The 21,575-nt window shown below is 69.0% G+C and carries 17 protein-coding genes; 12 read left to right on the top strand and 5 right to left on the bottom strand.

All coding sequences use genetic code 11. The annotated features are described in order from the left end of the window. Positions 1–150 precede the first annotated feature (150 nt). Both AB7P10_RS05455 and AB7P10_RS05450 read right to left on the bottom strand, forming a co-directional pair. Entirely contained in the window at positions 151–3,315 is a 3,165-nt protein-coding gene (locus AB7P10_RS05455) for an efflux RND transporter permease subunit (protein ID WP_428292820.1), read from the bottom strand. Between the two features lie 8 nt (positions 3,316–3,323). Further along, the gene (locus tag AB7P10_RS05450) at positions 3,324–4,445 is read right to left on the bottom strand and encodes an efflux RND transporter periplasmic adaptor subunit (RefSeq protein WP_428292819.1); all 1,122 of its coding nucleotides are present in this window, start codon (positions 4,443–4,445) and stop codon (positions 3,324–3,326) included. 121 nt (positions 4,446–4,566) lie between these two features. Here AB7P10_RS05450 and hpnC point away from each other — a divergent pair, with 121 nt between their 5' ends. Further along, the gene (gene hpnC / locus AB7P10_RS05445) at positions 4,567–5,490 is read left to right on the top strand and encodes a squalene synthase HpnC (protein ID WP_428292818.1); all 924 of its coding nucleotides are present in this window, start codon (positions 4,567–4,569) and stop codon (positions 5,488–5,490) included. Between the two features lie 5 nt (positions 5,491–5,495). Here hpnC and AB7P10_RS05440 read toward each other — a convergent pair whose 3' ends face one another. Next, the gene (locus AB7P10_RS05440) at positions 5,496–7,100 is read right to left on the bottom strand and encodes a sensor histidine kinase (protein ID WP_428292817.1); all 1,605 of its coding nucleotides are present in this window, start codon (positions 7,098–7,100) and stop codon (positions 5,496–5,498) included. Positions 7,101–7,316: 216 nt separating this feature from the next. Here AB7P10_RS05440 and AB7P10_RS05435 point away from each other — a divergent pair, with 216 nt between their 5' ends. After that, the gene (locus AB7P10_RS05435) at positions 7,317–8,039 is read left to right on the top strand and encodes a Crp/Fnr family transcriptional regulator (RefSeq protein ID WP_428292816.1); all 723 of its coding nucleotides are present in this window, start codon (positions 7,317–7,319) and stop codon (positions 8,037–8,039) included. 15 nt (positions 8,040–8,054) lie between these two features. Here AB7P10_RS05435 and AB7P10_RS05430 read toward each other — a convergent pair whose 3' ends face one another. Beyond that, positions 8,055–8,495 (bottom strand): nucleoside deaminase, encoded by a 441-nt coding sequence (locus AB7P10_RS05430; protein WP_428292815.1) that lies wholly within the window; start codon positions 8,493–8,495, stop codon positions 8,055–8,057. A 170-nt stretch (positions 8,496–8,665) separates the two neighbouring features. On the opposite strand from AB7P10_RS05430, the gene AB7P10_RS05425 reads away from it, so the two are divergent. The 8 genes from AB7P10_RS05425 (at position 8,666) to AB7P10_RS05390 (ending at position 18,389) form a co-directional block, all read left to right on the top strand. Next, on the top strand, positions 8,666–9,712 hold the full coding sequence (locus tag AB7P10_RS05425; RefSeq protein ID WP_428292814.1) for a LacI family DNA-binding transcriptional regulator: 1,047 nt from the start codon (positions 8,666–8,668) through the stop codon (positions 9,710–9,712). Beyond that, entirely contained in the window at positions 9,712–11,199 is a 1,488-nt protein-coding gene (xylB, locus tag AB7P10_RS05420) for a xylulokinase (RefSeq protein ID WP_428292831.1), read from the top strand. The genes AB7P10_RS05425 and xylB overlap by 1 nt, the downstream gene beginning before the upstream one ends. Positions 11,200–11,233: 34 nt before the next feature. Continuing rightward, a complete protein-coding gene (xylA, locus tag AB7P10_RS05415; protein ID WP_428292830.1) occupies positions 11,234–12,598 on the top strand; it encodes a xylose isomerase in 1,365 nt (454 codons plus the stop codon). Positions 12,599–12,621: 23 nt separating this feature from the next. Continuing rightward, a complete protein-coding gene (locus AB7P10_RS05410) occupies positions 12,622–13,692 on the top strand; it encodes a sugar phosphate isomerase/epimerase family protein (RefSeq protein ID WP_428292813.1) in 1,071 nt (356 codons plus the stop codon). Beyond that, a complete protein-coding gene (locus AB7P10_RS05405; protein WP_428292812.1) occupies positions 13,689–14,867 on the top strand; it encodes a Gfo/Idh/MocA family protein in 1,179 nt (392 codons plus the stop codon). The genes AB7P10_RS05410 and AB7P10_RS05405 overlap by 4 nt, the downstream gene beginning before the upstream one ends. Beyond that, the gene (locus AB7P10_RS05400; protein ID WP_428292811.1) at positions 14,864–16,348 is read left to right on the top strand and encodes a sugar ABC transporter ATP-binding protein; all 1,485 of its coding nucleotides are present in this window, start codon (positions 14,864–14,866) and stop codon (positions 16,346–16,348) included. Before AB7P10_RS05405 ends, AB7P10_RS05400 begins: the two co-directional genes overlap by 4 nt. Beyond that, on the top strand, positions 16,329–17,366 hold the full coding sequence (locus tag AB7P10_RS05395) for an ABC transporter permease (RefSeq protein ID WP_428292810.1): 1,038 nt from the start codon (positions 16,329–16,331) through the stop codon (positions 17,364–17,366). Before AB7P10_RS05400 ends, AB7P10_RS05395 begins: the two co-directional genes overlap by 20 nt. Before the next feature lie 69 nt (positions 17,367–17,435). Continuing rightward, positions 17,436–18,389, top strand: a complete 954-nt coding sequence (locus AB7P10_RS05390) for an ABC transporter substrate-binding protein (RefSeq protein ID WP_428292809.1) — start codon at positions 17,436–17,438, stop codon at positions 18,387–18,389. Between the two features lie 26 nt (positions 18,390–18,415). Here the strand turns inward: AB7P10_RS05390 and AB7P10_RS05385 are convergent, their stop codons facing one another. Beyond that, entirely contained in the window at positions 18,416–19,507 is a 1,092-nt protein-coding gene (locus tag AB7P10_RS05385) for a mechanosensitive ion channel family protein (RefSeq protein ID WP_428292808.1), read from the bottom strand. A 94-nt stretch (positions 19,508–19,601) separates the two neighbouring features. Between AB7P10_RS05385 and AB7P10_RS05380 the strand changes: the two genes are divergently transcribed. Together AB7P10_RS05380 and AB7P10_RS05375 are read left to right on the top strand one after the other, a co-directional pair. Beyond that, positions 19,602–20,900: an NAD(P)/FAD-dependent oxidoreductase gene (locus AB7P10_RS05380; RefSeq protein WP_428292807.1), complete on the top strand. Its 1,299-nt coding sequence runs from the start codon at positions 19,602–19,604 to the stop codon at positions 20,898–20,900. A gap of 91 nt (positions 20,901–20,991) precedes the next feature. Further along, positions 20,992–21,528, top strand: a complete 537-nt coding sequence (locus tag AB7P10_RS05375) for a chemotaxis protein CheW (protein ID WP_428292806.1) — start codon at positions 20,992–20,994, stop codon at positions 21,526–21,528. The last annotated feature ends 47 nt before the right edge of the window (positions 21,529–21,575 follow it).

Below are 21,575 nucleotides of genomic sequence, written 5' to 3'. Positions count from 1 at the left end.
GCGCCACCCCTGTCACTGACCCGGAGGCGGTGGGCGCTCTGCGCAGCGAAATCAAGGAGGAGGCGGCCTCCCGCCGCCGGGGGACATTCGCGGAGCAGAGCGCCCACCGCCTCCGGGTCCGCGAGGTCCAGGAAAGAAAGGAAGCGCAATTCAGGCGGGCCGCCGAACCCGGAACCACGCTGCATACATCGCCGGCAAGGCCAGCAAGGTCAGCACCGTCGCCACGATGAGACCACCCATGATGGCCACCGCCATCGGCCCCCAGAACACGCTGCGCGACAACGGAATCATCGCCAGCACCGCCGCCGCCGCCGTCAGAACGATCGGGCGCATGCGCCGCACGGCGGCCTCCACGATCGCGTCCCAGGCCGGCACGCCGCGCGCGCGGTCCTGCTCGATCTGGTCGATCAGGATCACCGAATTGCGCTGGATCATGCCCATGAGCGCGATCACGCCCAGCAGCGCCACGAAACCGAAGGGACGGTTCAGCAGCAACAGCGCCGCAGCCACGCCAGCCATGCCCAGCGGACCGGTGAGAAACACCAGCATCGAGCGGCTGAAGCTCTGCAACTGCAACATGAGCAGCGTTAAGACGATGAACAGCATCACCGGGATGCCGACCGCGATCGACGCCGAACCCTTGCTGCTTTCCTCCACCGCGCCCGCCACCTCGATGCGGTAGGCGCCCATGCCGCGCGCGGCCCAGCCGTCGCTGATCGCCTTGAGCGCCGGTTGCAGCTCGGCCGTCACGGTCGCGCCCTGCAGGCCTTCGACCACGTCGCCCTGCACGGTGATTGCGTAGTCGCGGTTCTCGCGCCAGACCACGCCCGGCTCCCAGTCGAACACCGGCGTGGCAATCTGCAGCAGCGGAATCGCCTGGCCACTGGCCGTGGGCAGGTAGGCATTGGCCAGGTCGGTGATGGCGTTGCGCTCGTCGAGCGGCTGGCGCAGCACGATGTCGATCAGCTTGTCGCCATCGCGGTACTGCCCCACCGTGCTGCCCGAGAGCAGCGTGCGCGCGGCCTGCGCGATCGACTGACTCGAGACGCCCAGCGCTCGCGCCTTGGCCTGATCGACCTCCAGCCGCAGCTTCTTCACCGACTCGTTCCAGTTGTCGTTCACGCCGCGCATGTTGGGGCTGGCGCGCATGGCCTGCTTGACCTCGTCGGCCAGCACGCGCAGCTCGGTGGGGTCGGTACCGACCACCCGGAACTGCACGGGGTAAGGCACCGGCGGGCCATTGGGCAGCAGCTTCACGCGCCCGCGCACCTCCGGGAACTCGGTGGCCAGCAGCGCCGGCAGGGCCTGGCGCAGGCGCTCGCGCGTCTTCAGGTCCTTCGGCAGAACGATCAGCTGCGACACATTGGTCTGCGGGAAGATCTGGTCCAGCGGCAGGTAGAAGCGCGGCACGCCCGAACCCACCCACGAAGTCACGCTGCGAACGCCCTCTTCCGTCCCCAGGCGCGTCTCAAGCCGGCGCGTCACCTCGTCCATGGCGCGAATCCCACTGCCCTCGGGCAGCCAGATGTCCACCAGGATCTCCGGCCGGCTCGAATCGGGGAAGAACTGCTGCTGCACCTTGCCCATGCCGGCGATGCCGAGCACGAAGGTCAGGATGGTCGCGCCAATGGTCAGCCAGCGGTGCTGCACGCACCAGTCCACCACGGCGCGAAAGCGCACGTAGAACGGGCCGTCGAACACCTCGTGCGGCTCGCCCTCGGCGTGGGGTTTGACCTTGAGCAGCACCACGCCGAGGTAGGGCACGAACATCACCGCCACCACCCACGAGATCACCAGCGCCAGCACCGTGACCGCGAAGATGGCGAAGGTGTATTCGCCCGTGAGCGAATTGGCCAGGCCGATGGGCAGGAAGCCGGCCGCCGTGATCAGGGTCCCCGTCAGCATGGGCATGGCGGTGGCGTCCCAGGTGAAGGTGGCCGCGCGCATCATGCTGTAGCCCTCTTCGAGCTTGCGCACCATCATCTCCACCGCAATGATGGCGTCGTCCACCAGCAGGCCGAGCGCAATGATGAGCGAGCCCAGCGAAATCTTGTGCAGGCCGATGCCCCAGTAGTTCATGGCCAGGAAGGTGATGGCCAGCACCAGCGGAATGGTGATGAACACCACCAGGCCGGGGCGCATGTCCAGCACGTAGCGGCGCAGGCCCTTGCCACCCGGGCGCCGGTGCAGGCCCAGCGCCAGGAAGCTCACCGCGAGCACGATCACCACCGCCTCGATCAGCACCTTCACGAACTCGTTGACCGATGTCGTCACCGCGCTGGGCTGGTCCTGCACCTGGGCCAGCGTCATGCCCGCGGGCAGCGTGGCCTCGATGCCGGCCACCGTGGTCTTGAGCGCCTCACCCAGGGCGATGATGTCGCCGCCCTTGGCCATGGAAATGCCCAGGGCGATGCTGTCCTTGCCATCGTGGCGCACCATCACCTGCGGCGGGTCCGCGTAGCCCAGGCCGATCTGCGCGATGTCGCCCAGCCGGATCTGCGTGCCGCTGGCGGCCCGGATCGGCATGGCCCGCAACTGGTCCACCGAGTTGAAGGCCCCTGCCACGCGCACCTGCACCACATCGCCCGGGGTTTGCACCGTGCCGGCCGACTCCACCGCGTTCTGCTGGCCCAGCGCGTCCAGCACCTGCTGCAGGTTCAGCCCGAGCGTGGCCAGGCGCTTCTGCGAAATCTCGATGTAGAGCTTCTCGTCCTGCTCGCCGAACAATTCGACCTTGCTCACGTCGGGCACGCGCAGCAATTGCTGGCGCACCTCATCGGCCACCAGCTTCTTGTCGGCGGGCGAGAAGCCCTCGCCCTGCAGCGCGTAGATCACGCCATACACGTCGCCGAATTCGTCGTTGAAGAACGGGCCCAGCACGCCCTGCGGCAGGGTGCCGCGCATGTCGCCGATCTTCTTGCGCGCGGTGTACCAGATGCCGGAGACCTCGCGCGGCGGCGACGAGTCCTTGAGCTGGAAGATGATCAGCGTTTCGCCCGGCTTGGAGTAGCTGCGGATCTTGTCCGCGTAAGGCACTTCCTGCAGCGTCTTCTCGATCCGGTCGGCCACCTGCTCGGCCATCTGCTCGGCGGTGGCGCCGGGCCAGAAAGCCTGCACCACCATGGCGCGGAAGGTGAACGGCGGGTCTTCGTCCTGGCCGAGCTGGAAGTAGGCCGCCACGCCCAGCACCATCAGCACGATCATCAGGTAGCGCGTGAAGGCCTGATGGTCCAGTGCCCACTGCGAGAGGTTGAAGCGTGAAACCCAGGAGGCAGGGTGGTCGGGCGTCGTCGCGGGCGAGCTGGCGTCGTTCATGCCGGGCCTCATTGCGTGGCGGCGGCAGTGAAACGCGTGACCTTCTGGCCTGGCGAGAGCACGTGGACCCCCGTGGCCACGACCTCCTCACCCGGCTTGAGGCCGGCGGCGATCACCATCTGGTTGCCATCGGCACCCGCCACCTGCACCGCGCGCGGCTGAACCGTGCTGGCGCTGGCGTCGAACACCCACACCGCCGAACCCGAGCGGTCACCTTCGTCCGACCGCATCAGCGCCGTGGTGGGCAGCTTGATGACCTCTGCCACGGCACCGGCCGCGGCGCTCCCCAGCGTCACGTAGGCGGTGGCGCCCAGCGGCACCGCAGCGCCATCGGGCAACGCAAGTTTCACCTGGTAGGTGCGCGTGGCCACGTCAGCGCTTGCCGCCACCTCGCGCACGGTCGCCTCAAGCTGCGCCGCGCCGCCAGTGGCCGCGGCACCCGCGCCGGCCCACAGGCGCACCTTCGCCTGCATGCCGGGCCGGACCTGCGCAACCCGGTCCTCGGGCACGGCGATGACCACGTCGCGCGCCCCATCGCGGGCCAGGCGCACCACCGGCGTTCCAGCGGCCACCACCTGGCCCACCTCGGCCTCCACCGCCAGCACCACGCCAGCGCCATCGGCCAGCAAGCGCGCGTAAGCCGCCTGGTTGCCCTGTACCGCGCCCTGGGCCTTCGCCTGGCGCAGCGTGGCCTCGGCCGACCGCAGCGTGGCGGTGCGGCGCTCGATCTCAGCGCCACTCACGAAACCCTGCGCCAGCAGGTCCTGGTAGCGCCTGAGGTCGGCCGCCGCCAGGTCGCGCTGCGTCTGCGCCGCGCTCACCTGGGCCTGGGCCGCCTGGCTGGAGAGCGCCAGGTCCTGCGCGTCGAGCTGGGCCAGCAACTGCCCCGCCTTCACCCGCTGGCCCACTTCCGCCGGGCGCTGCACCAGCTTGCCGCCCACCCGGAAGCCCAGGCGCGACTCCGTGCGTGCGCGCACGTCACCCGCGTATTCGGTGCGCGCGCTCAGGCTGTCGGTGCCCACCGTGAGCAGCTTGACCGATCGGATCGGCTCTTGCGGCGGCGCGGCGGGTGCGCAGGCCGCCAGGGTCAGCGCGGCGGTCATGATCAGGACAAAATGCGGTGTTTTCATGGCGATGCAGGCGGTGGACTGGCGGGAGGCTGGCGCGGGTGTTCAAGGCCCGCAGGTCTGCCTTATATTAATGACTGACCGGTTAGTAACAAAATTGTAGACCAGAACAGGCCCCCGTTTCATGACATTGCCGTCATCCGAACCCGACCCGGCGCCACCCCACCCGCCACCATCCGGCCTGCCACTGGCGGATGGCGTGGGGCACTACGAGAACTTCCCGGTCGCATCCTGGCTCTGCCCCCCCGCCCTGCGCCCTGCCGTGGTGGCGATCTACCGTTTCGCACGCACCGCCGACGACATGGCCGACGAGGGCGAGGCCAGCACGGAAAAACGCCTGGCCGACCTGGCGGCCTACCGCGCCGAACTGCACCGCTGCCTGCAGCCCACGTCGCGCGCCACCCTGGCCGTCGCCGACGACGCGCTTCGGTGGCCGGGCATCTTTTCCCCACTCTCGCTCACGGTGCGCCAGCATGCGCTGCCCGCAGACCTGCTGCACGACCTGCTCAGCGCCTTTGAGCAGGACGTGCGCCACACCGCCAGCGGCCACTGGTACACCGACACCGCCGAGCTGCTGGACTACTGCCGCCTCTCGGCCAACCCCGTGGGCCGGCTGCTGCTGCACCTGTACGGTGTGCGCGACCAAGCCGCGCTGCACCAGAGCGACCAGATCTGCAGCGCGCTGCAACTGATCAACTTCTGGCAGGACCTCAGCGTGGACCTACGGCGCGGGCGTTGCTACCTGCCGGCCGACGTGCTGCGCCGCCACGGCGTGGGCGTGGCCGACTTCGAAGCCGGACAAGCCGGGCCGGCGATGGAGGCTGTCGTGGCCGAACTCTGCAACCAGGCACGCTCGCTGATGCAACAAGGCGCCCCGCTCGTGCACCGCGTGCCCGGCCGCGCCGGCTGGGAGTTGCGGCTCGTCGTGCAGGGCGGGCTGCGCATCCTCGAAGGCATCGCCGCACAGCAGCACCGCAGCTGGCTGGCGCGCGTGACGCTGCACAAGCGCGATCTGCCCCGGCTGGCCTGGCGCGCCCTGTGGATGTGACGCGATCAGGCCGTCCCGGCTGGCGCAGCGTCACCGGCTGAGGCCGGTGCCACCTGCCTTGGCAGGAAGACATGGAATGTGGCGCCCTGGTCGGGTCGGGCATCGGCCCAAATCCGGCCACCGTGGTGCTCGACAATCCGGCGCACCAGGGCCAGACCGATGCCCGCGCCTTCGAAGCGTGGGTCGCTGTGCAGACGCTGGAACATGCTGAACAGCCGCTCGGCCTGCCCGTTCTCGAAGCCCACGCCGTTGTCGCGCACATGAAACTCCGTGCCATCGGGTTGCGCGCGCCAGCCGACTTCGATCTCGATAATGTCGCGATGGGACGCGTACTTCACCGCGTTGTCCAGCAGGTTCATCCACACCTCGCGCAGCAGCACCGGATCGCCCTGCACACTGGGCAAATCAGGCTGTATGCGCCAGCGCAGCGGCTTGCTCCCCGCGTCCATGGCCATCGCCGAGCGCACCTCGTCCACCAGCGCTGCCATGTCCACCGTCTGCACCGTCATGCCCTGGCGCCCCAGGCGGGAAAAGGACAGCATGCCGTCGGTGAGCTGCCTCATCTGCATGGCTGCGCGGACGATCCTGTCGCAATAGGCCAGACTGCCCTGCACGTCGCCCGCGTTCACCGTCTCCTTGAGGAGCTCGGCAAATCCGGCAACGTGGCGCAGCGGCGTGCGCAGATCGTGCGAGAGCGCATAGGAAAACTCTTCCAGGGAAACATAGGCCTGCTCCAGCTGGCGCGTGCGCAACCCGACCTGCCGGTTCAGCTCTTCATTGCGCCGGTGGCGCTCCTCGATCAAGTTCTTGTACAGCGTGACGTCCTGCACCGTGAACGTGCGAGGCCAATCGACCGCCTCTGCCGCGGTATCGGGCACACCCCGGCAGCGCACCCAGCGAATGGCTCCGCTGGCGGTGAGCACCCGGAACTCGGCATCCATCGCCTCGCCTGAGCGCAGTGCCTCATCCAGCGCAGCCCGCAGACCGGCCGTGTCCTGTGGATGGGCGTGGGCGAGGAAGGCTTGAGCGTCGCGCTCCAGGTCGTCCGGCTCGCGTTCGAGGATGCGAAAGATCTCGGACGTCCATCGCGCGCGGCCGGTCTCGTCGTCGCGCTCGATGCGGCCCAGGTGCGCCAGGCGCTGCGCCAGCTCCAGGCGGTGCTGCAGATCGGCCGTGAACAGCTCCCGCTTCTTGCGCTCGGTGATGTCGCTCTGGATCGCCACGTAGCTCGTGAGCTGGCCGCTGGCGTCCAGGATCGGCTGGATGTTGAGCGAAACCCAGTAGGGCTCGCCCGAGCGCTTGTAGTTCAGCAGCTCGAAGTCCTGAACGGCCTGCTTCTGCCGGAGCATCGCCCCCAGGCGCGCCAGCTCCGTGGCATTGGTTTGCGGTCCGTGCAGCAGTTCCCCCGGGCGGCGGCCCACGCACTCTTCAAGCGACCAGCCCGTGGTGCGCGAGTACGCGGCATTGACCCAGGTGATGCGCCGCTCGGCGTCGGTCACCACGACCATGTTGGAGGTGTTCTCCACGATCATCTCCAGCATCTGCAGGCGCCGCATCACGGCTTCGGCGGCGGGCATGGTTGTCGATGGCATGGAGTGCGTGAAGGGCATGGGCGCTGATGGGGTGAGGCACCGATTTCGGCACACAAGCGGTTTGATCCACCTCAAATGCAGGCCGCTCGATCCCTCCTTTCTGCAACAGATGTGACGTGGATCGCGTTTCCCCGCCGGTTCCGGGTGTCTACTGAATCTGAAGCCTGCCGGATCGCCGCAGCGCCCGGAACGGCACGGGCGCGCGCCGGGCAGGCACTCGCCAGGAGAACCCAGATGAAACACCCCACCGTTCGATCCGCGTTCACATCCGCACAACCCGGCAACTGGCGTGCGCGATGCGCCCATTGCGCGACGCTGCAGGTCTGCCTCATGGGCTGCCTGCCTCAGTCGTCGCGGGAGCTGCTGGCGCCCTGCATTGTGGAGACGGCGTTTTCCAAGGGCGACGTGCTCCAGGCCCAGGACACGGTGGCACAGCGCATCTCCATCATCAAAGTCGGTGCGCTGATGGCCACACGCGAAGACCACGAAGGACAGGCCCATCCGGTCGCACTGCTGGGCCGGGGCAAGACCCTGGGGCAATACGCTGTCTACGGGCACCGCGAGCAGATCGGCGCCCAGGCCCTGTCGGCCGGGCGCGTCTGCAGCGTGGACGTGCCCGAGTTCTACCGGCTCGGCGTTGTCGACCGCAAGTTCCATGCGTGTGTGCAGGCGCGCATCGTGTGCGCGCATGGCCAGCTGGCCGACTGGTCGCGCGTGATGCGCATCAAGGGCCTGCAGCAGAAGCTGCTTGCCACACTGCAGCTGTATGCGCGCGAGCAGGCAAGCCAGGCGATCCGCCTGCCCAGCCACGTCGCGCTGGCGGCCCTGCTTTCGACCACGCGCGAGACCATTGCACGCTCACTGCGCCAGCTGGAAGCGGCGGGACACATCCTGCGCCACGACCGCTGGCACTGCGAAGTGGTCAGACCGGCCGGGCACGGCGCGGGCGTGAACTGAGGGTGCACCGAACCCTCAGGGCTCGCCAATGTCCTCGTTCCACAGGCCCGGCTCGGCTTCGATGAAGTCGCGCATCAGGTGCACGCAGGTCGCGTCCTGCAGCACCTCCACCGCCACGCCGCGGCCGCGCAGCCAGTCCTCCTCGCCCATGAAGGTCTGGTTCTCGCCCACGATCACCTTCGGAATGCCATAGAGCGCGATCGCGCCGCTGCACATCGGGCAGGGTGAGAGCGTGGTGTAGATCACCGACTCGCGGTAGACCTGCGCCGGCTGGCGACCGGCGTTCTCCAGCGCGTCCATCTCGCCGTGCAGGATGGCGCTGCCCTGCTGCACGCGCCGGTTGTGGCCGCGTCCGATGATGCGCCCGCGGTGCACCAGCACCGAGCCGATGGGAATGCCGCCTTCCGCGCGCCCGAGGCGGGCTTCGTCGATGGCGGCCTGCATGAACGGGTCCATGGGGGTCCTTTGCAACGGGCCACCGACGGGTGGCGCAGCGCTGCATTGTGAAGCAGGCCCCGTGCCATGCACCCGGGAACCGACCAGAAAGAGTTGCGGGCCTCATGGCTTTCCACTTACCGGTAAAAACCCCTATCAAATTTCTGAGGTGCGTACCTCAAAATATCGGCATGGAGCCCAAGACACCCGTCAAGTCACGCGCGACGCTGGAAGACGTCGCGCTCGACGCGCAGGTCAGCCTGGCGACGGCGGACCGGGTGGTGAACAAGCGCCCGGGCGTGCGCCCGGCCACGGTGGCCCGGGTCGACGCCGCCGTGCGCCGGCTGGGCTACCGCCCCGATCCGTCTGCCGCGCGGCTGGCACGCGCGCGCGCGCGCCAGGTGGTGTTCCTCCTGCCGGCGGGCAACAACCGCTTCGTGGAACTGCTGCGCGATCAGATCGAGGCCAACACCGAATGGATGCGCGACCAGCGCATCGAATCCGGGGTGCTACCGGTCAACGTCTTCAACCCGGGTGAGCTGGCCAAGGCCGTGCTCGCGCAAGAGGGCCGGTGCGACGCGGTGGTGGTGATGGCGCTGGACCACCCGGTGGTGCGCTCGGCCATCGACCAGCTCACCCAGGCCGGCACCGTTGTGATCACGCTGGTCTCGGACGTTCCCTCTTCCACGCGCCAGCACTACGTCGGCATCGACAACACGGCCGCGGGCCGCACCGCCGCCACGCTCGTCGGCCGTTTCGTCGGTCGGGGTCCGGCCACTGTTGCCGTCGTGCTGGGCAGCCTCTCGCTGCGCGACCACGCCGAGCGCTACTTCGGGTTCAACCAGGTCATGGCGCAGGAGCACCCGCACCTGAACGTGCTGCCACCGGTCGAGGGCCAGGACGACGCGGCGCGCAACGAGGTGCTGGCCACCCAGCTGCTGGCGGCGCACCCCGAGCTCGCCGCGATCTACAGCGTGGGCGCGGGCAACGCGGGCATCTGCCAGGCGCTGCGCGCAGCCGGGCGCGATCAGCACACCGTCTTCGTCGGTCACGAGCTCACCGCCGTCTCGCGCGCCGAGCTGCTCAACGGCACGATGGACGCGGTCATCAACCAGGACGCCGGCCACGAGATCCGCTCGGCCCTGCGCCTGGCGCTGGCGCAGTGGTCCCGGGAGCCGGTGATCGCGGACCAGGAACGCATCCGCATCGACATCTACCTCAAGGACAACCTGCCGTGATCACGCTTGGCCTCGACCTGGGGACCTCCGGCGTGAAGGCCCTGCTGCTGGACGGGGACGCCACCGTCGCCACGGCCACGGCGCCGCTGGCCGTGCAGCGGCCCGCGCCGGGCTGGTCGGAGCAGCACCCGCACGACTGGTGGCAGGCCACCGAGCGCTGCCTGGACGAACTGGCCGCCGCGCACCCGCGTGCCATGGCCGCCGTGCGCGGCATCGGCCTGTCGGGCCAGATGCATGGCGCCACCCTGCTGGATGCCAGCCACGACGTGCTGCGACCCTGCATCCTGTGGAACGACGGGCGCAGCGGCGCGCAGTGCGAGCCACTGGAAGCACCGGGACTGCGGCTGCGCCAGATCGCAGGCAACCCCGCCATGGCCGGGTTCACCGCGCCCAAGCTGCTGTGGGTGCGCGAGCACGAGCCCGAGGTGTTCGCGCGCATCGCCACCGTGCTGCTGCCCAAGGCCTGGCTGCGCTGGAAGCTCACGGGCGAGTTCATCGAGGAGATGTCCGACGCGTCCGGCACCCTGTGGCTGGACGTGGCACAGCGCCGCTGGTCGCTCCCGCTGCTGGCGGCCTGCGGCCTGTCTGAAGCCCAGATGCCGCGCCTGGTCGAAGGCAGCGACGCCGCCGGCACGCTGCGCGCCGAGTGGGTCCGCCGCTGGGGCTTCGCGCAGGCGCCGGTGGTGGCGGGCGGCGCGGGCGACAACGCGGCCGGCGCAGTGGGCGTGGGTGCGGTCGAGCCCGGTGACGCCTTCGTCTCGCTCGGCACCTCAGGCGTGCTGTGGGCCACCACCGCCGGCTTCGCACCCGCCGCCGACCTGGGCGTACACGCCTTCTGCCACGCCCTGCCCGGCCTGTGGCACCAGATGGGCGTGCAGCTCTCGGCCGCCGCCTCGCTGAGCTGGTGGGCGCGTGTGACCGGGGCCGACGAAGCCACGCTGCTGGACGAACTGAACGGCGCCAGTCACGGCGGCCCTGCCCCTTGCTGGTTCGCGCCCTACCTCTCGGGCGACCGCACACCCCACAACGACAGCGCCGTGCGCGGAGGTTTCCTGCACCTCTCGGCCGACACCGGGCGGCCCGACATGACCCAGGCCGTGCTCGAAGGCGTGGCCTACGCCGTGCGCGACGCGCGCGATGCGCTCGCCAGCGCCGGCACGCGGCTGCGCGAAGCCGACCTGCTCGGAGGCGGCGCGCGTTCGGCGCGCTGGAGCCAGATCCTGGCCGACGTGCTGGGCCTGCCGCTGCACCAGGTCGAGGGCGGCGAACACGGCTGCGCGCTCGGCGCCGCGCGGCTCGCGCGCGCCGCCGCCGGCGGTGGCAGCGCCTTTGCCAAGCCCCGGCGTGTGCGCAGCTTTGAACCCGACCCCTGTCGCAAGGCGCTGTACGACGAGGCCTATCCCCGCTGGCAGATGCTCTACCGCCTGGCGCGCCAGGTGACGGCGCCTCCCGCCTTGCCCTCTCCCACGCCCGCCCTGGCCGCGTGACCCACCCACCTTCACACCACAGAACCGCCCCATGATGCAGACCCTTGATGCCGCGCCGGCGGCCACCGCGCCACACGCCGCCTATTTTTCGTTGGGCCAGCCCGTCGCCTTCCGTGGCGAAGCCTTCCGGCCCACGGCCGACGAACCCCTGGCCTACCGCTACTACGACAAGAACCGCCTGGTGCTGGGCAAGCGCATGGAAGACCAACTGCGCTTCGCCACCTGCTACTGGCACAGCTTTGGCTGGGGCGGCACCGACCCCTTCGGCGAACCGAGCTTCCAGCGGCCCTGGCACGGCGCGGGCGACCCCATGGCCCAGGCGCTGCGCAAGGCCGACGTGGCCTTCGACCTGTTCCGCCTGGTCGACTCGCCCTTCTTTACCTTCCACGACCGCGATGTCGCCCCCGAAGGCGCCACGCTGCGCGAATCGAACGAGCACCTGCGCCGCATCGAGGCCGTGTTCGAACGCAAGATGGACGAGACCGGCGTGCGGCTGCTCTGGGGCACGGCCAACCTCTTCAGCAACCGCCGCTACATGGCCGGCGCCGCCACCAACCCGGACCCCGACGTGTTCGCCTACGCCGCCGCGCAGGTGAAGAACGTGCTGGAGATGACACACCGCCTCAAGGGTCAGAACTACGTGCTCTGGGGCGGTCGCGAAGGCTACGAGACCCTGCTCAACACCGACCTCAAGCGCGAGCTGGCGCAGCTCGGCCGCTTCCTGAACCTGGTGGTGGAGCACAAGCACAAGATTGGCTTCACCGGCCAGATCCTGATCGAACCCAAACCGTCCGAGCCGACCAAGCACCAGTACGACTACGACGTGGGCACGGTCTACGGCTTCCTGAAGGCGCACGGGCTGGAGAACGAGGTCAAGGTCAACCTCGAACAGAACCACGCGCTGCTGGCCGGCCACACGTTCGAACACGAGATCGCGCTGGCCGGCGCGCTGGGCATCCTGGGCTCGCTCGACATGAACCGCGGCGACGAGATGCTGGGCTGGGACACCGACCAGTTCCCCAACAACCTGCCCCAGGTGGCGATGACGATGTACGAAGTGCTCAAGGCCGGTGGCATCGGCCAGGGCGGTCTGAACTTCGACGCCAAGCTGCGCCGCCAGTCCATCGACCCCGACGACCTGGTCTGGGCCCACGCCACCGCCATGGACCTGTGCGCGCGCGGCCTGCTGGTGGCCGAGAAGATGCTGCAGGACGGCGCCCTGCAGCGCCACGTCCAGGCGCGCTACCAGGGCTGGGACACCGCGCGCGGACGCGCCATCCTCAACGGCGAACGCTCGCTGGAAGCGCTGGCGCGCGAGGTCGAGGCCGACGCCCTCGAGCCCCAGCCCCGCTCGGCCCAGCAGGAACGGCTGGAGCACCTGGTCAACAGCTACTTCTGAACACCGACAAAGGAGACAACCACATGGCCACCAACATCAAGGGCCCCGGCATTTACCTCGCGCAGTTCGCCAGCGACACCGCGCCGTTCGACTCCTGGGCGTCGATCACGAAATGGGCCGGCGGCCTGGGCTTCAAGGGGGTGCAGATCCCGTCGTGGGACAAGCGCATCTTCGACATGGACAAGGCCGCCGCATCGCAGACCTACTGCGACGAGATCGCCGGCGTGGCGCGCGAAAACGGCGTGGAAATCACCGAACTGGGCACCCACCTGCAAGGCCAGCTGGTGGCCGTGCACCCGGCCTACGACGAGGCCTTCGACGGCTTCGCGCCCGAGACCGTGCGCAAGAACCCCAAGGCGCGCCAGGCCTGGGCGGTGGAACAGATGAAGCTCTCGGCCAAGGCCTCGCAGCGACTGGGCCTGAAAAGCAATGTGAGCTTTCCCGGCGCGCTGGCCTGGCCGTTTCTCTACCCCTGGCCGCAGCGCCCGGCCGGCCTGATCGAAACCGCCTTCGACGAACTCGCCAGGCGCTGGAAGCCGATCTTCGACGCCTTCGAGGACGCCGACTGCAACGTCTGCTTCGAACTGCACCCGGGCGAAGACCTGTTCGACGGCACCACCTTCGAGATGTTCCTGGAGCGCGTGAACAACCACCCGCGCTGCTGCATCAACTACGACCCCTCGCACTTCCTGCTGCAGCAGCTCGACTACCTTGAGTTCATCGACATCTACCACGAGCGCATCAAGGCGCTGCACATCAAGGACGCCGAGTTCCGCCCCACCGGGCGCCAGGGTGTCTATTCCGGCTACCAGCCCTGGGTGCAGCGCGCGGGCCGTTTCCGTTCGCTGGGCGACGGGCAGGTGGACTTCGGCGCGATCTTCTCGAAAATGGCGCAGTACAACTACGACAGCTGGGCGGTGCTGGAATGGGAGTGCTGCCTCAAGCACCCGGAAGCCGGCGCGGCCGAAGGCGCGGAGTTCATCCGCCGCCACATCATCCGCGTGACCGAAAAGGCCTTCGACGACTTCGCCGGCGGCGACACCGACCCCGCGCAACTGCGCCGCATGCTCGGCCTGCAGGAGGCCGGCCAATGACGATCGAAGCCGGCTCCACAGCGGAAGGCGCGGGCCACCGCATCCGCCTGGGCATGGTGGGTGGCGGCGAAGGCGCGTTCATCGGCGCGGTGCACCGCATCGCCGCCCGGCTGGACGACCACTACGAACTGGTCGCCGGCGCGCTCTCGTCCACGCCCGAAAAAGCCCTGCGTTCGGCGCAGGCGCTGGGCCTGGCGCGTGCCTACCCGGACTACCGGACCATGGCGCGCGAGGAAGCCGCGCGCGGCGCCGACGGCATCGAAGCGGTGGCCATCGTCACGCCCAACGACCAGCACGCGCCGGCCGCCCAGGCCTTCCTCGAAGCCGGCATCCACGTGATCTGCGACAAGCCCGTGACGACCACGCTGGCCGAGGCGCAGCGCCTGCGCGAACTGGCTCGCTCGAAAGGCCGCCTGCTGGCCGTGACCTACAACTACAGCGGCTACCCCATGGTGCGGCACGCGCGCCGCCTGGTGCGCGATGGCGCGCTGGGCACCCTGCGCGTGGTGCAGGTGGAGTACGCGCAGGACTGGCTGACCGAGCCGCTGGAGTCCAGCGGCCAGAAACAGGCCGCCTGGCGCACCGACCCCGCGCGCGCCGGCGCGGGCGGCTGCATCGGCGACATCGGCACGCACGCCTACCAGCTGGCCGCCTTCGTGAGCGGCTTGCAGACGCAGTCGCTCTGCGCCGAACTCAGTGCCTTCGTGCCCGGCCGCGCGCTGGACGACAACGTGCAGGTCATGCTGCGCTTCGCCGGTGGCGCGCGCGGCATGCTCTGGGCCAGCCAGGTCGCGCCCGGCAACGAGAACGGCCTGCGCCTGCGCCTCTATGGCGACAAGGGCGGCCTCGAATGGCGCCAGGAGCACCCCAACCAGCTGCACTGGTCACCGTTCGGCCAGCCCACCCAGATCGTCTCGCGCGGCACCGGCGCGGCCAACGCCGATGCCGCCCGCGTGACGCGCCTGCCCTCGGGCCACCCCGAGGGCTACCTGGAAGGCTTTGCCACCGTCTACGCCGAGATCGCGCAGGCCCTGCGCGCCGCGCGGGACGGCTCGGCCGTCCCGACCGACGTGGTGTTCCCCACCATCGAAGACGGCGTGCACGGCATGGCCTTCATCGAAGCCGCCGTGCAGTCGTCCTCGCAGGGCGGGCAATGGGTGGAGGTTCCTGCGTGAGCCTGAGCGTGCGCTTCAACGACGTGGTCAAGGACTTCGGGCCGGTGCGCGTGCTGCACGGCGTGAGCTTCGAGCTCGCGCCCGGGCACATGGTGGGCCTGCTGGGCGAGAACGGCGCGGGGAAATCCACGCTGATGAAGATACTCGCGGGCTACGAACCGCTCACTGGCGGCAGCCTGGAGGTCGACGGCGTGGTGCGGCACTTCGCCAGTTCGCGCGACGCGGAAGACGCCGGCATCGTGCTGATCCACCAGGAGTTCAACCTCGCCGACGACCTGACCGTGGCGCAGAACATCTTCCTCGGGCGTGAGATGCGCCGGGGCTGGTGGCTGGACGAGGCCGGCATGCGCAGCGCCGCGCGCGAGGTGCTGCAGCAGGTGGGGCTGGACATCGACCCCGACACCCGTGCGCGCGACCTCATCGTGGCCGAGAAGCAGCTGGTGGAAATCGCCAAGGCCCTGTCGCGCCACGCGCGCCTGCTGGTGATGGACGAGCCCACGGCCACGCTCACGCCGTCCGAAACGCAGCGCCTGTTCGCACTCATCGCCCAGTTGCGTGAACAGGGGGTGAGCGTGGTCTACATCTCGCACAAGCTCGACGAGGTCAAGCGCGTGACCGATGAAATCGTCGTGATGCGCGACGGCCGCTTCGTGGCACGGGGTCCCACGGCCGAACACACGCGGCAGCAGATGGCCAACCTGATGGTGGGCCGCGAACTCTCCGACATGTTCCCCCCGCGCGTGGCGCCACCGCCCGCCGAGCCGCTGCTCTCGGTGAAGAACGTCACCGTGCCGGGCTGGGCAAAAAACGTCAGCTTCGACGTGCGCCCCGGCGAGATCCTGGGTTTTGCCGGCCTGGTGGGCGCTGGCCGCACCGAGCTGTTCGAAGGCCTGCTGGGCCTGCGCCCGCGCAGCGGTGGCCAGATGCACCTGGGCGGTCAGCCGGTGCACTTCCGCAACCCGCGCGAAGCCGCCCACGAAGGCTTGACCTACCTGAGCGAAGACCGCAAGGGTTGTGGCCTGCACGTGCGCCTGTCGCTGCAGGAGAACCTCACGCTGATGGACCTGGACCGCCACGCCAGGCCGTTGCTCGACCCACGGTCCGAGCGCCAGGCACTGGAGAAGGCCGTGGGCGATTTCGGCATCCGCACCGGCTCGCTGGACGCGCCCGCGGGCTCGCTCTCCGGCGGCAACCAGCAGAAGCTGGCCATGGCCAAGGTGCTGCAACCCGATCCGCGCGTGGTCGTGCTGGACGAACCCACGCGCGGCGTCGACGTGGGCGCCAAGCGCGACATCTATTTCCTGGTCCAGCGTCTGGCGGCCGAAGGCCGCGGCGTGGTCGTGATCTCCTCCGAACTGATGGAGCTCATCGGCCTGTGCCACCGCGTCGTGGTGATGCGCGCGGGCGCCGTGCAGGCCACGCTGGACGCTGAAGACCTGACCGAAGAGGCGTTGATCGCCCATGCCACCGGAACCCACTGACATGAACCAGACCACCGTTCAGGCCGAACTTGCCGAAGCCCCTCCCAGGCAGGACCGGAAACCGCTGAGCCACCGCCTGCGCGACGCCGGCCCCATCGTCGGTCTGGTGCTGCTGTGCATCGCCGGCACCCTGCTCAACCCCGACTTCGCGACCTGGGACAACGCGATGAACGTGCTCACGCGCACCGCCTTCATCGGCATCATCGCGGTGGGCATGTGCTTCGTCATCATCTCCGGCGGCATCGACCTCTCGGTGGGCTCCATGGCCGCGCTGATCGCCGGCTGCGTGATCATGGTGATGAACTGGGTCGCACCCCACGTGAGCAGCCCGGTGGCGGCGGTGCTGGTGGGCATGGTGGTCGCGCTCGCGCTGGGCGCGGCCTTCGGCCTGGCGCACGGCGTGCTTATCACCAAGGGCCGCATCGAACCTTTCATCGTCACGCTGGGCACGCTGGGCATCTTCCGCGCCTACCTCACCTATTTCTCCAATGGCGGCGCGCTCACGCTGGACAACGAGCTGGGCGACACCTACGGCCCGGTCTACTACAGCTCGTGGCTGGGCATCCCGATCCCGATCTGGGTGTTCCTGGCGGTCGCGCTGGCCGGTGCACTGCTGCTCAACCGCACGCGCTACGGCCGCTACGTGCAGGCCATCGGCTCCAACGAGCAGGTGGCGCGCTACGCCGCGGTGGCGGTGGACCGCATCAAGATCCTCACCTACGTGCTGCTGGGCATCTGCGTGGGCATCGCCACCCTGCTCTACGTGCCTCGCCTGGGCTCGGCCTCGCCCTCCACCGGCCTGCTCTGGGAGCTCGAAGCCATCGCCGCGGTGATCGTCGGCGGCACCGCGCTCAAAGGCGGCCAGGGTCGCATCCTGGGCACGGTGGTGGGGGCGATTCTGCTCTCCGTCATCGGCAACATCCTCAACCTCACCAGCATCATCAGCGTGTACCTGAACGCGGCGGTGCAGGGTTTCGTGATCATCGTCGTGGCCTTCCTGCAAAGAGGGCGACGATGAATTCCCCGGCTGCGCAGCCCACCGGCCGGCGAGCCATTTCAGCCTCGACAACCTAGCAAGGAGACATTCATGAACAGACGCCTTTTTTCGGCCATCTCGCTGGCCATTGCCACACTCGTGACGGCACCGGCCTTCGCCCAGAACAAGCTGGTGATGGGTGTGTCCGTCCCGGCGGCCACGCACGGCTGGACGGGCGGCGTGGTGTACTGGGCCAACCGCACCAAGACCGAGCTGGAAAAGCAGTACCCTGGCACCTCGGTCATCGTGAAGACGGCCGGCTCCGCCGCCGAGCAGGCCAACCAGGTGCAGGACCTGCAGACGGTGAACAAGATCGACACCCTGGTGATCCTGCCGTTCGAATCCGCGCCGCTGACGCGTCCCGTCGCACAGGTCAAGAGCAAGGGCGTATTCGTGACCGTGGTGGACCGCGGCCTGACCGACCCGAGCGCGCAGAACGCCTATGTGGCGGGCGACAACCCGGGCTTCGGCAAGGTCGCCGCCGAGTACATGGCCAAGGCCATGGGCGGCAAGGGCAACGTGGTGATCCTGCGCGGCATCCCCACGGTGATCGACAACCAGCGCGTTGACGCGTTCAACGAGGTGATGAAGAAGCACCCGAACATCAAGGTGCTGGACGCCAAGCACGGCAACTGGAACCGCGATGACGCCTTCAAGGTGATGCAGGACTACCTCACGCGCTTCAAGCAGATCGACGCGGTCTGGGCCTCGGACGACGACATGGCGGTGGGCGTTCAGAAGGCCATCGAGCAGGCCAAGCGCAGCGACGTCAAGCTGGTGCTGGGCGGCGCGGGCTCCAAGGACTACATCAAGAAGGTGATGGATGGCGACCCGATCGTCACGGCCGACGTGACCTACTCGCCCAGCATGATCGCCGACGCGATGAAGCTCACGGCCGAGGCCCGCGTGAAGGGCGCCAAGATGCCGGAGACGACGATCATTCCCTCGGTGCTGATCACCAAGGACAACGCCGCCAAGTACTACTTCCCGGACTCACCGTTCTGAACCGGACGCACACCGCGCCACGTCCGTCACGGACGCGGCGCGGTGGCGCGCGGATCGAGGTCGAGTTCGGCCCGCTGGCGCGGCAGGTATTGCGGGTACTCGCGCTGGATGAAGTCGATCAGGGACTCGCGCACGTGGCAGCGCAGGTCCCAGGCAGCGCCGGCCGACGCCGCGGTCACCAGGCAGCGCAGCTGCATGGCGCGCTCGCCGGCCTCGGTCACCTGCAGCAGGGCAAACCGCCTGTCCCACAACGCTGAGCCCTCGCAGACGCGCTGCAGCACCTCGCGCAGGGGCGCCAGCGGCATGCGGTAGTCCACCCACAGGAACACCGTTCCAGTCAGTTCGGACGTATTGCGCGTCCAGTTCTGGAACGGCTTTTCGATCCAGTACTGCAGTGGCACGACCAGGCGCCGCTCGTCCCAGATGCGCACCACCACGTAGGTGCCGGTGATCTCCTCGATCACGCCCCACTCGTTCTCGACGATCACCACGTCGTCGATGCGGATCGGCTGGCTCAGCCCGATCTGCAGGCCGGCGATCAGGTTGCCCAGCACCGGCCGCGCGGCAAAGCCGGCCACGATGCCGACCACCCCCGCCGAGGCCAGCAGGCTCGCGCCCACCTGGCGCACCGCGGGAAAGGTCATGAGCATGAGGGATGCACCCACCAGCACCACCATGCCCTGCACCGTGCGCGAGAGCACCAGGGTCTGCGTGCGGATGCGCCGCGCCTCCAGGTTGTCTGCCACCGCCAGCGGGTTGGCCTCGGCCACGCCGCTGGCCACCCCCTGCACCACGCGCGCGAGCAGCCAGGTCATCACGCCAATGAGCAGCAGCGCGGTCAGCCGCTCGATGCCCGGCAGCCAGCCGGCTCCGGGCGGCATCTGCTGCCACAGCAGGTGCAGGGCGAACAGGTACAGCAACAGGTGCGCCGGCGCCTGCACCGCACGGCCCACGCTGGCCACCACGGGTGCGTTGCGCGCGGCGCGCATCACCACGCGCTGCCCCAGCCGGAACACCAGTTCGGCCAGCAGTGCGAGCAACACGGCGACCACCAGGGTCGGCAGCCATTCGGCCAGCAGTGGAGGGAATCCGGTGGGGAGCCAGTCTGCAGCGGTCATGCCCCATCGTAGCCAGAACCATGCCACGGGCGAAGCGCGGCCCTGGTGTGTCGTCTACAGTGAGGGCCATGGTTCTCCCAGAAGCAGGACGCACATGCAACACCGGATCGTGATCGTGGGAGGCGGCGCAGGCGGCCTCGAACTGGCCTGCAAGCTGGGCCGCAAGCTCGGCGCCGAGCAGGTGACGCTGGTCGACCAGCAGCTCTTCCACATCTGGAAGCCCTCGCTGCACGAAGTGGCCGCCGGCACGCTGGACATCCACCAGGAGGGCCTGTCCTACGAAATGCTGGCGCACGACAACCGCTTCAACTTCTGCCTGGGCGCGATGACCGCCCTGGACAGCGCGGGCAGGACGGTCACCGTCGCGCCGGTGCAGGACGAACACGGCGAGGAACTGGTGCCCGAGCGCCGCCTGCCCTTCGACTCGCTGGTGATGGCCGTGGGCAGCACCGCCAACCACTTCAACGTGCCCGGCGCGGCCGAACACACGCTTTCGCTCAACCGCCCGGCCGACGCCGAGCTGTTCCGCCGCCGCATGCTCAAGCTGCTCACCGCGGCCGAGCTGCGCAAGAGCGCCGGCAACGAGGGCCAGGTGCGCATCGTCATCATCGGCGGGGGCGCCACCGGCGTGGAGCTGGCGGCGGAGCTGCGCGAGGCCAGCGTGGTGCACTCGCGCTACGGCTTCCGCCGGCTGGACCCGAACCGGGACGTGCGGATCACCCTGCTCGAAGGCGCGGCGCGCATCCTCGCGCCCCTGCCCGAGAAAGTGTCCGACGCCGCGGCGCAACTGCTGGGGGAACGCCACGTCGCCATCGAAACCAACTGCCGCGTCGCGCGCATCACGCCACAACAGGTGGAAGACGCCAACGGCCGGGTGTTCGACGCCGACCTGGTGGTCTGGGCCGCCGGCATCAAGGCACCCGACATGCTGGCCACGCTGGGCCTGCCCACCAACCGCTCGGGCCAGTTGGAGGTGCAGGGCAACCTGCAGGTCGCCAGCCAGGCCGACATCTTTGCCCTGGGCGATTGCGCGGCCTGCCCCATGGCCGGCGGCGGCTGGGTGCCGCCCCGCGCACAGGCCGCACACCAGCAGGCCAGCTACCTGGTGGCCGCGCTGATGCGCCGCGCCATGGGCCAGCCCGCGCGAAACACACCCTACGTCTACAAGGACCATGGCTCGCTGGTCTCGGTGGGCACGCAGACCTCGGTCGGCAGCCTCATGGGCAACCTGTTCCGCTCCACCTGGTACGTGCAGGGCATGCTGGCGCGCACCATGTACGTCAGCCTGCACCTGATGCACCACCAGGCGGTGCTGGGCAGCCTGCGCACCGCCGTGCTGGCCGTGGCGCGCTTCCTGGTCAAGCGGGCCACGCCGCTGGTGAAGCTGCATTGAGCCTTCAGTCCGACCAGCGGCGGGGGGCGGCGGGCTCAAGAAGCGCGGGCAGGTGCCGATACGCAGGTATCAACCCCCACCCCCTGGACCCATGGACGCCCTCAATACCTCCACGCCTGTCGCTTCTTCCTCCAGCGCGGCCACGCGCCGGCATGCACCGGCCATCGCCAGTGCCGGTGAATTCCTGAGCTTCCGTCTCGGCGGCGAGGAATACGGCATCGACATCCTGCGCGTGCAGGAGATCCGCTCCTACGAAGAGCCCACCCGCATCGCCAACGCGCCCGATTTCATCAAAGGCGTGGTCAACCTGCGCGGTGTGATCGTGCCGGTGGTGGACATGCGCATCAAGCTCGGCTGCGCCAAGGTGGAATACAACGACTTCACCGTGGTGATCGTGCTCAGCGTGCACGGCCGCGTGGTGGGCCTGGTGGTCGATTCCGTGTGCGACGTGATCGAACTGGGCGCCGACCTGATCAAGGAAGCGCCCCAGATCAGCACCACGCTGGACGCCGGCTTCATCACCGGGATTGCCAGCGTCGGCGAGCGCATGCTCATCCTCGCCGACATCGAAGCCCTCATCGGCAGCGCCGAAATGGGCCTGGTGGCGCCGAGCGCGTCGCTGCAGTAAATCCCCTGTCTTCCGCATCGCGGTGCGCTGGCTTGGCCGCGCCACCG

This window comes from Hydrogenophaga sp. (assembly GCF_050182545.1).
Classification (GTDB): Bacteria; Pseudomonadota; Gammaproteobacteria; order Burkholderiales; family Burkholderiaceae_C; genus Hydrogenophaga.
The sequence above is the reverse complement of the archived record's forward strand: the minus strand, read 5'-3'. Positions and strand labels throughout refer to the sequence as shown.

What these genes read in the sequence shown, in the direction of transcription:
- AB7P10_RS05455 (WP_428292820.1), bottom strand. Translation starts at nt 3,315, where the DNA reads ATGAACGACGCCAGCTCGCCCGCGACGACGCCCGACCACCCTGCCTCC.
- AB7P10_RS05450 (WP_428292819.1), bottom strand. Translation starts at nt 4,445, where the DNA reads ATGAAAACACCGCATTTTGTCCTGATCATGACCGCCGCGCTGACCCTG.
- hpnC (WP_428292818.1), top strand. Translation starts at nt 4,567, where the DNA reads ATGACATTGCCGTCATCCGAACCCGACCCGGCGCCACCCCACCCGCCA.
- AB7P10_RS05440 (WP_428292817.1), bottom strand. Translation starts at nt 7,100, where the DNA reads ATGCCCTTCACGCACTCCATGCCATCGACAACCATGCCCGCCGCCGAA.
- AB7P10_RS05435 (WP_428292816.1), top strand. Translation starts at nt 7,317, where the DNA reads ATGAAACACCCCACCGTTCGATCCGCGTTCACATCCGCACAACCCGGC.
- AB7P10_RS05430 (WP_428292815.1), bottom strand. Translation starts at nt 8,495, where the DNA reads ATGGACCCGTTCATGCAGGCCGCCATCGACGAAGCCCGCCTCGGGCGC.
- AB7P10_RS05425 (WP_428292814.1), top strand. Translation starts at nt 8,666, where the DNA reads ATGGAGCCCAAGACACCCGTCAAGTCACGCGCGACGCTGGAAGACGTC.
- xylA (WP_428292830.1), top strand. Translation starts at nt 11,234, where the DNA reads ATGCAGACCCTTGATGCCGCGCCGGCGGCCACCGCGCCACACGCCGCC.
- AB7P10_RS05410 (WP_428292813.1), top strand. Translation starts at nt 12,622, where the DNA reads ATGGCCACCAACATCAAGGGCCCCGGCATTTACCTCGCGCAGTTCGCC.
- AB7P10_RS05405 (WP_428292812.1), top strand. Translation starts at nt 13,689, where the DNA reads ATGACGATCGAAGCCGGCTCCACAGCGGAAGGCGCGGGCCACCGCATC.
- AB7P10_RS05395 (WP_428292810.1), top strand. Translation starts at nt 16,329, where the DNA reads ATGCCACCGGAACCCACTGACATGAACCAGACCACCGTTCAGGCCGAA.
- AB7P10_RS05390 (WP_428292809.1), top strand. Translation starts at nt 17,436, where the DNA reads ATGAACAGACGCCTTTTTTCGGCCATCTCGCTGGCCATTGCCACACTC.
- AB7P10_RS05385 (WP_428292808.1), bottom strand. Translation starts at nt 19,507, where the DNA reads ATGACCGCTGCAGACTGGCTCCCCACCGGATTCCCTCCACTGCTGGCC.
- AB7P10_RS05380 (WP_428292807.1), top strand. Translation starts at nt 19,602, where the DNA reads ATGCAACACCGGATCGTGATCGTGGGAGGCGGCGCAGGCGGCCTCGAA.
- AB7P10_RS05375 (WP_428292806.1), top strand. Translation starts at nt 20,992, where the DNA reads ATGGACGCCCTCAATACCTCCACGCCTGTCGCTTCTTCCTCCAGCGCG.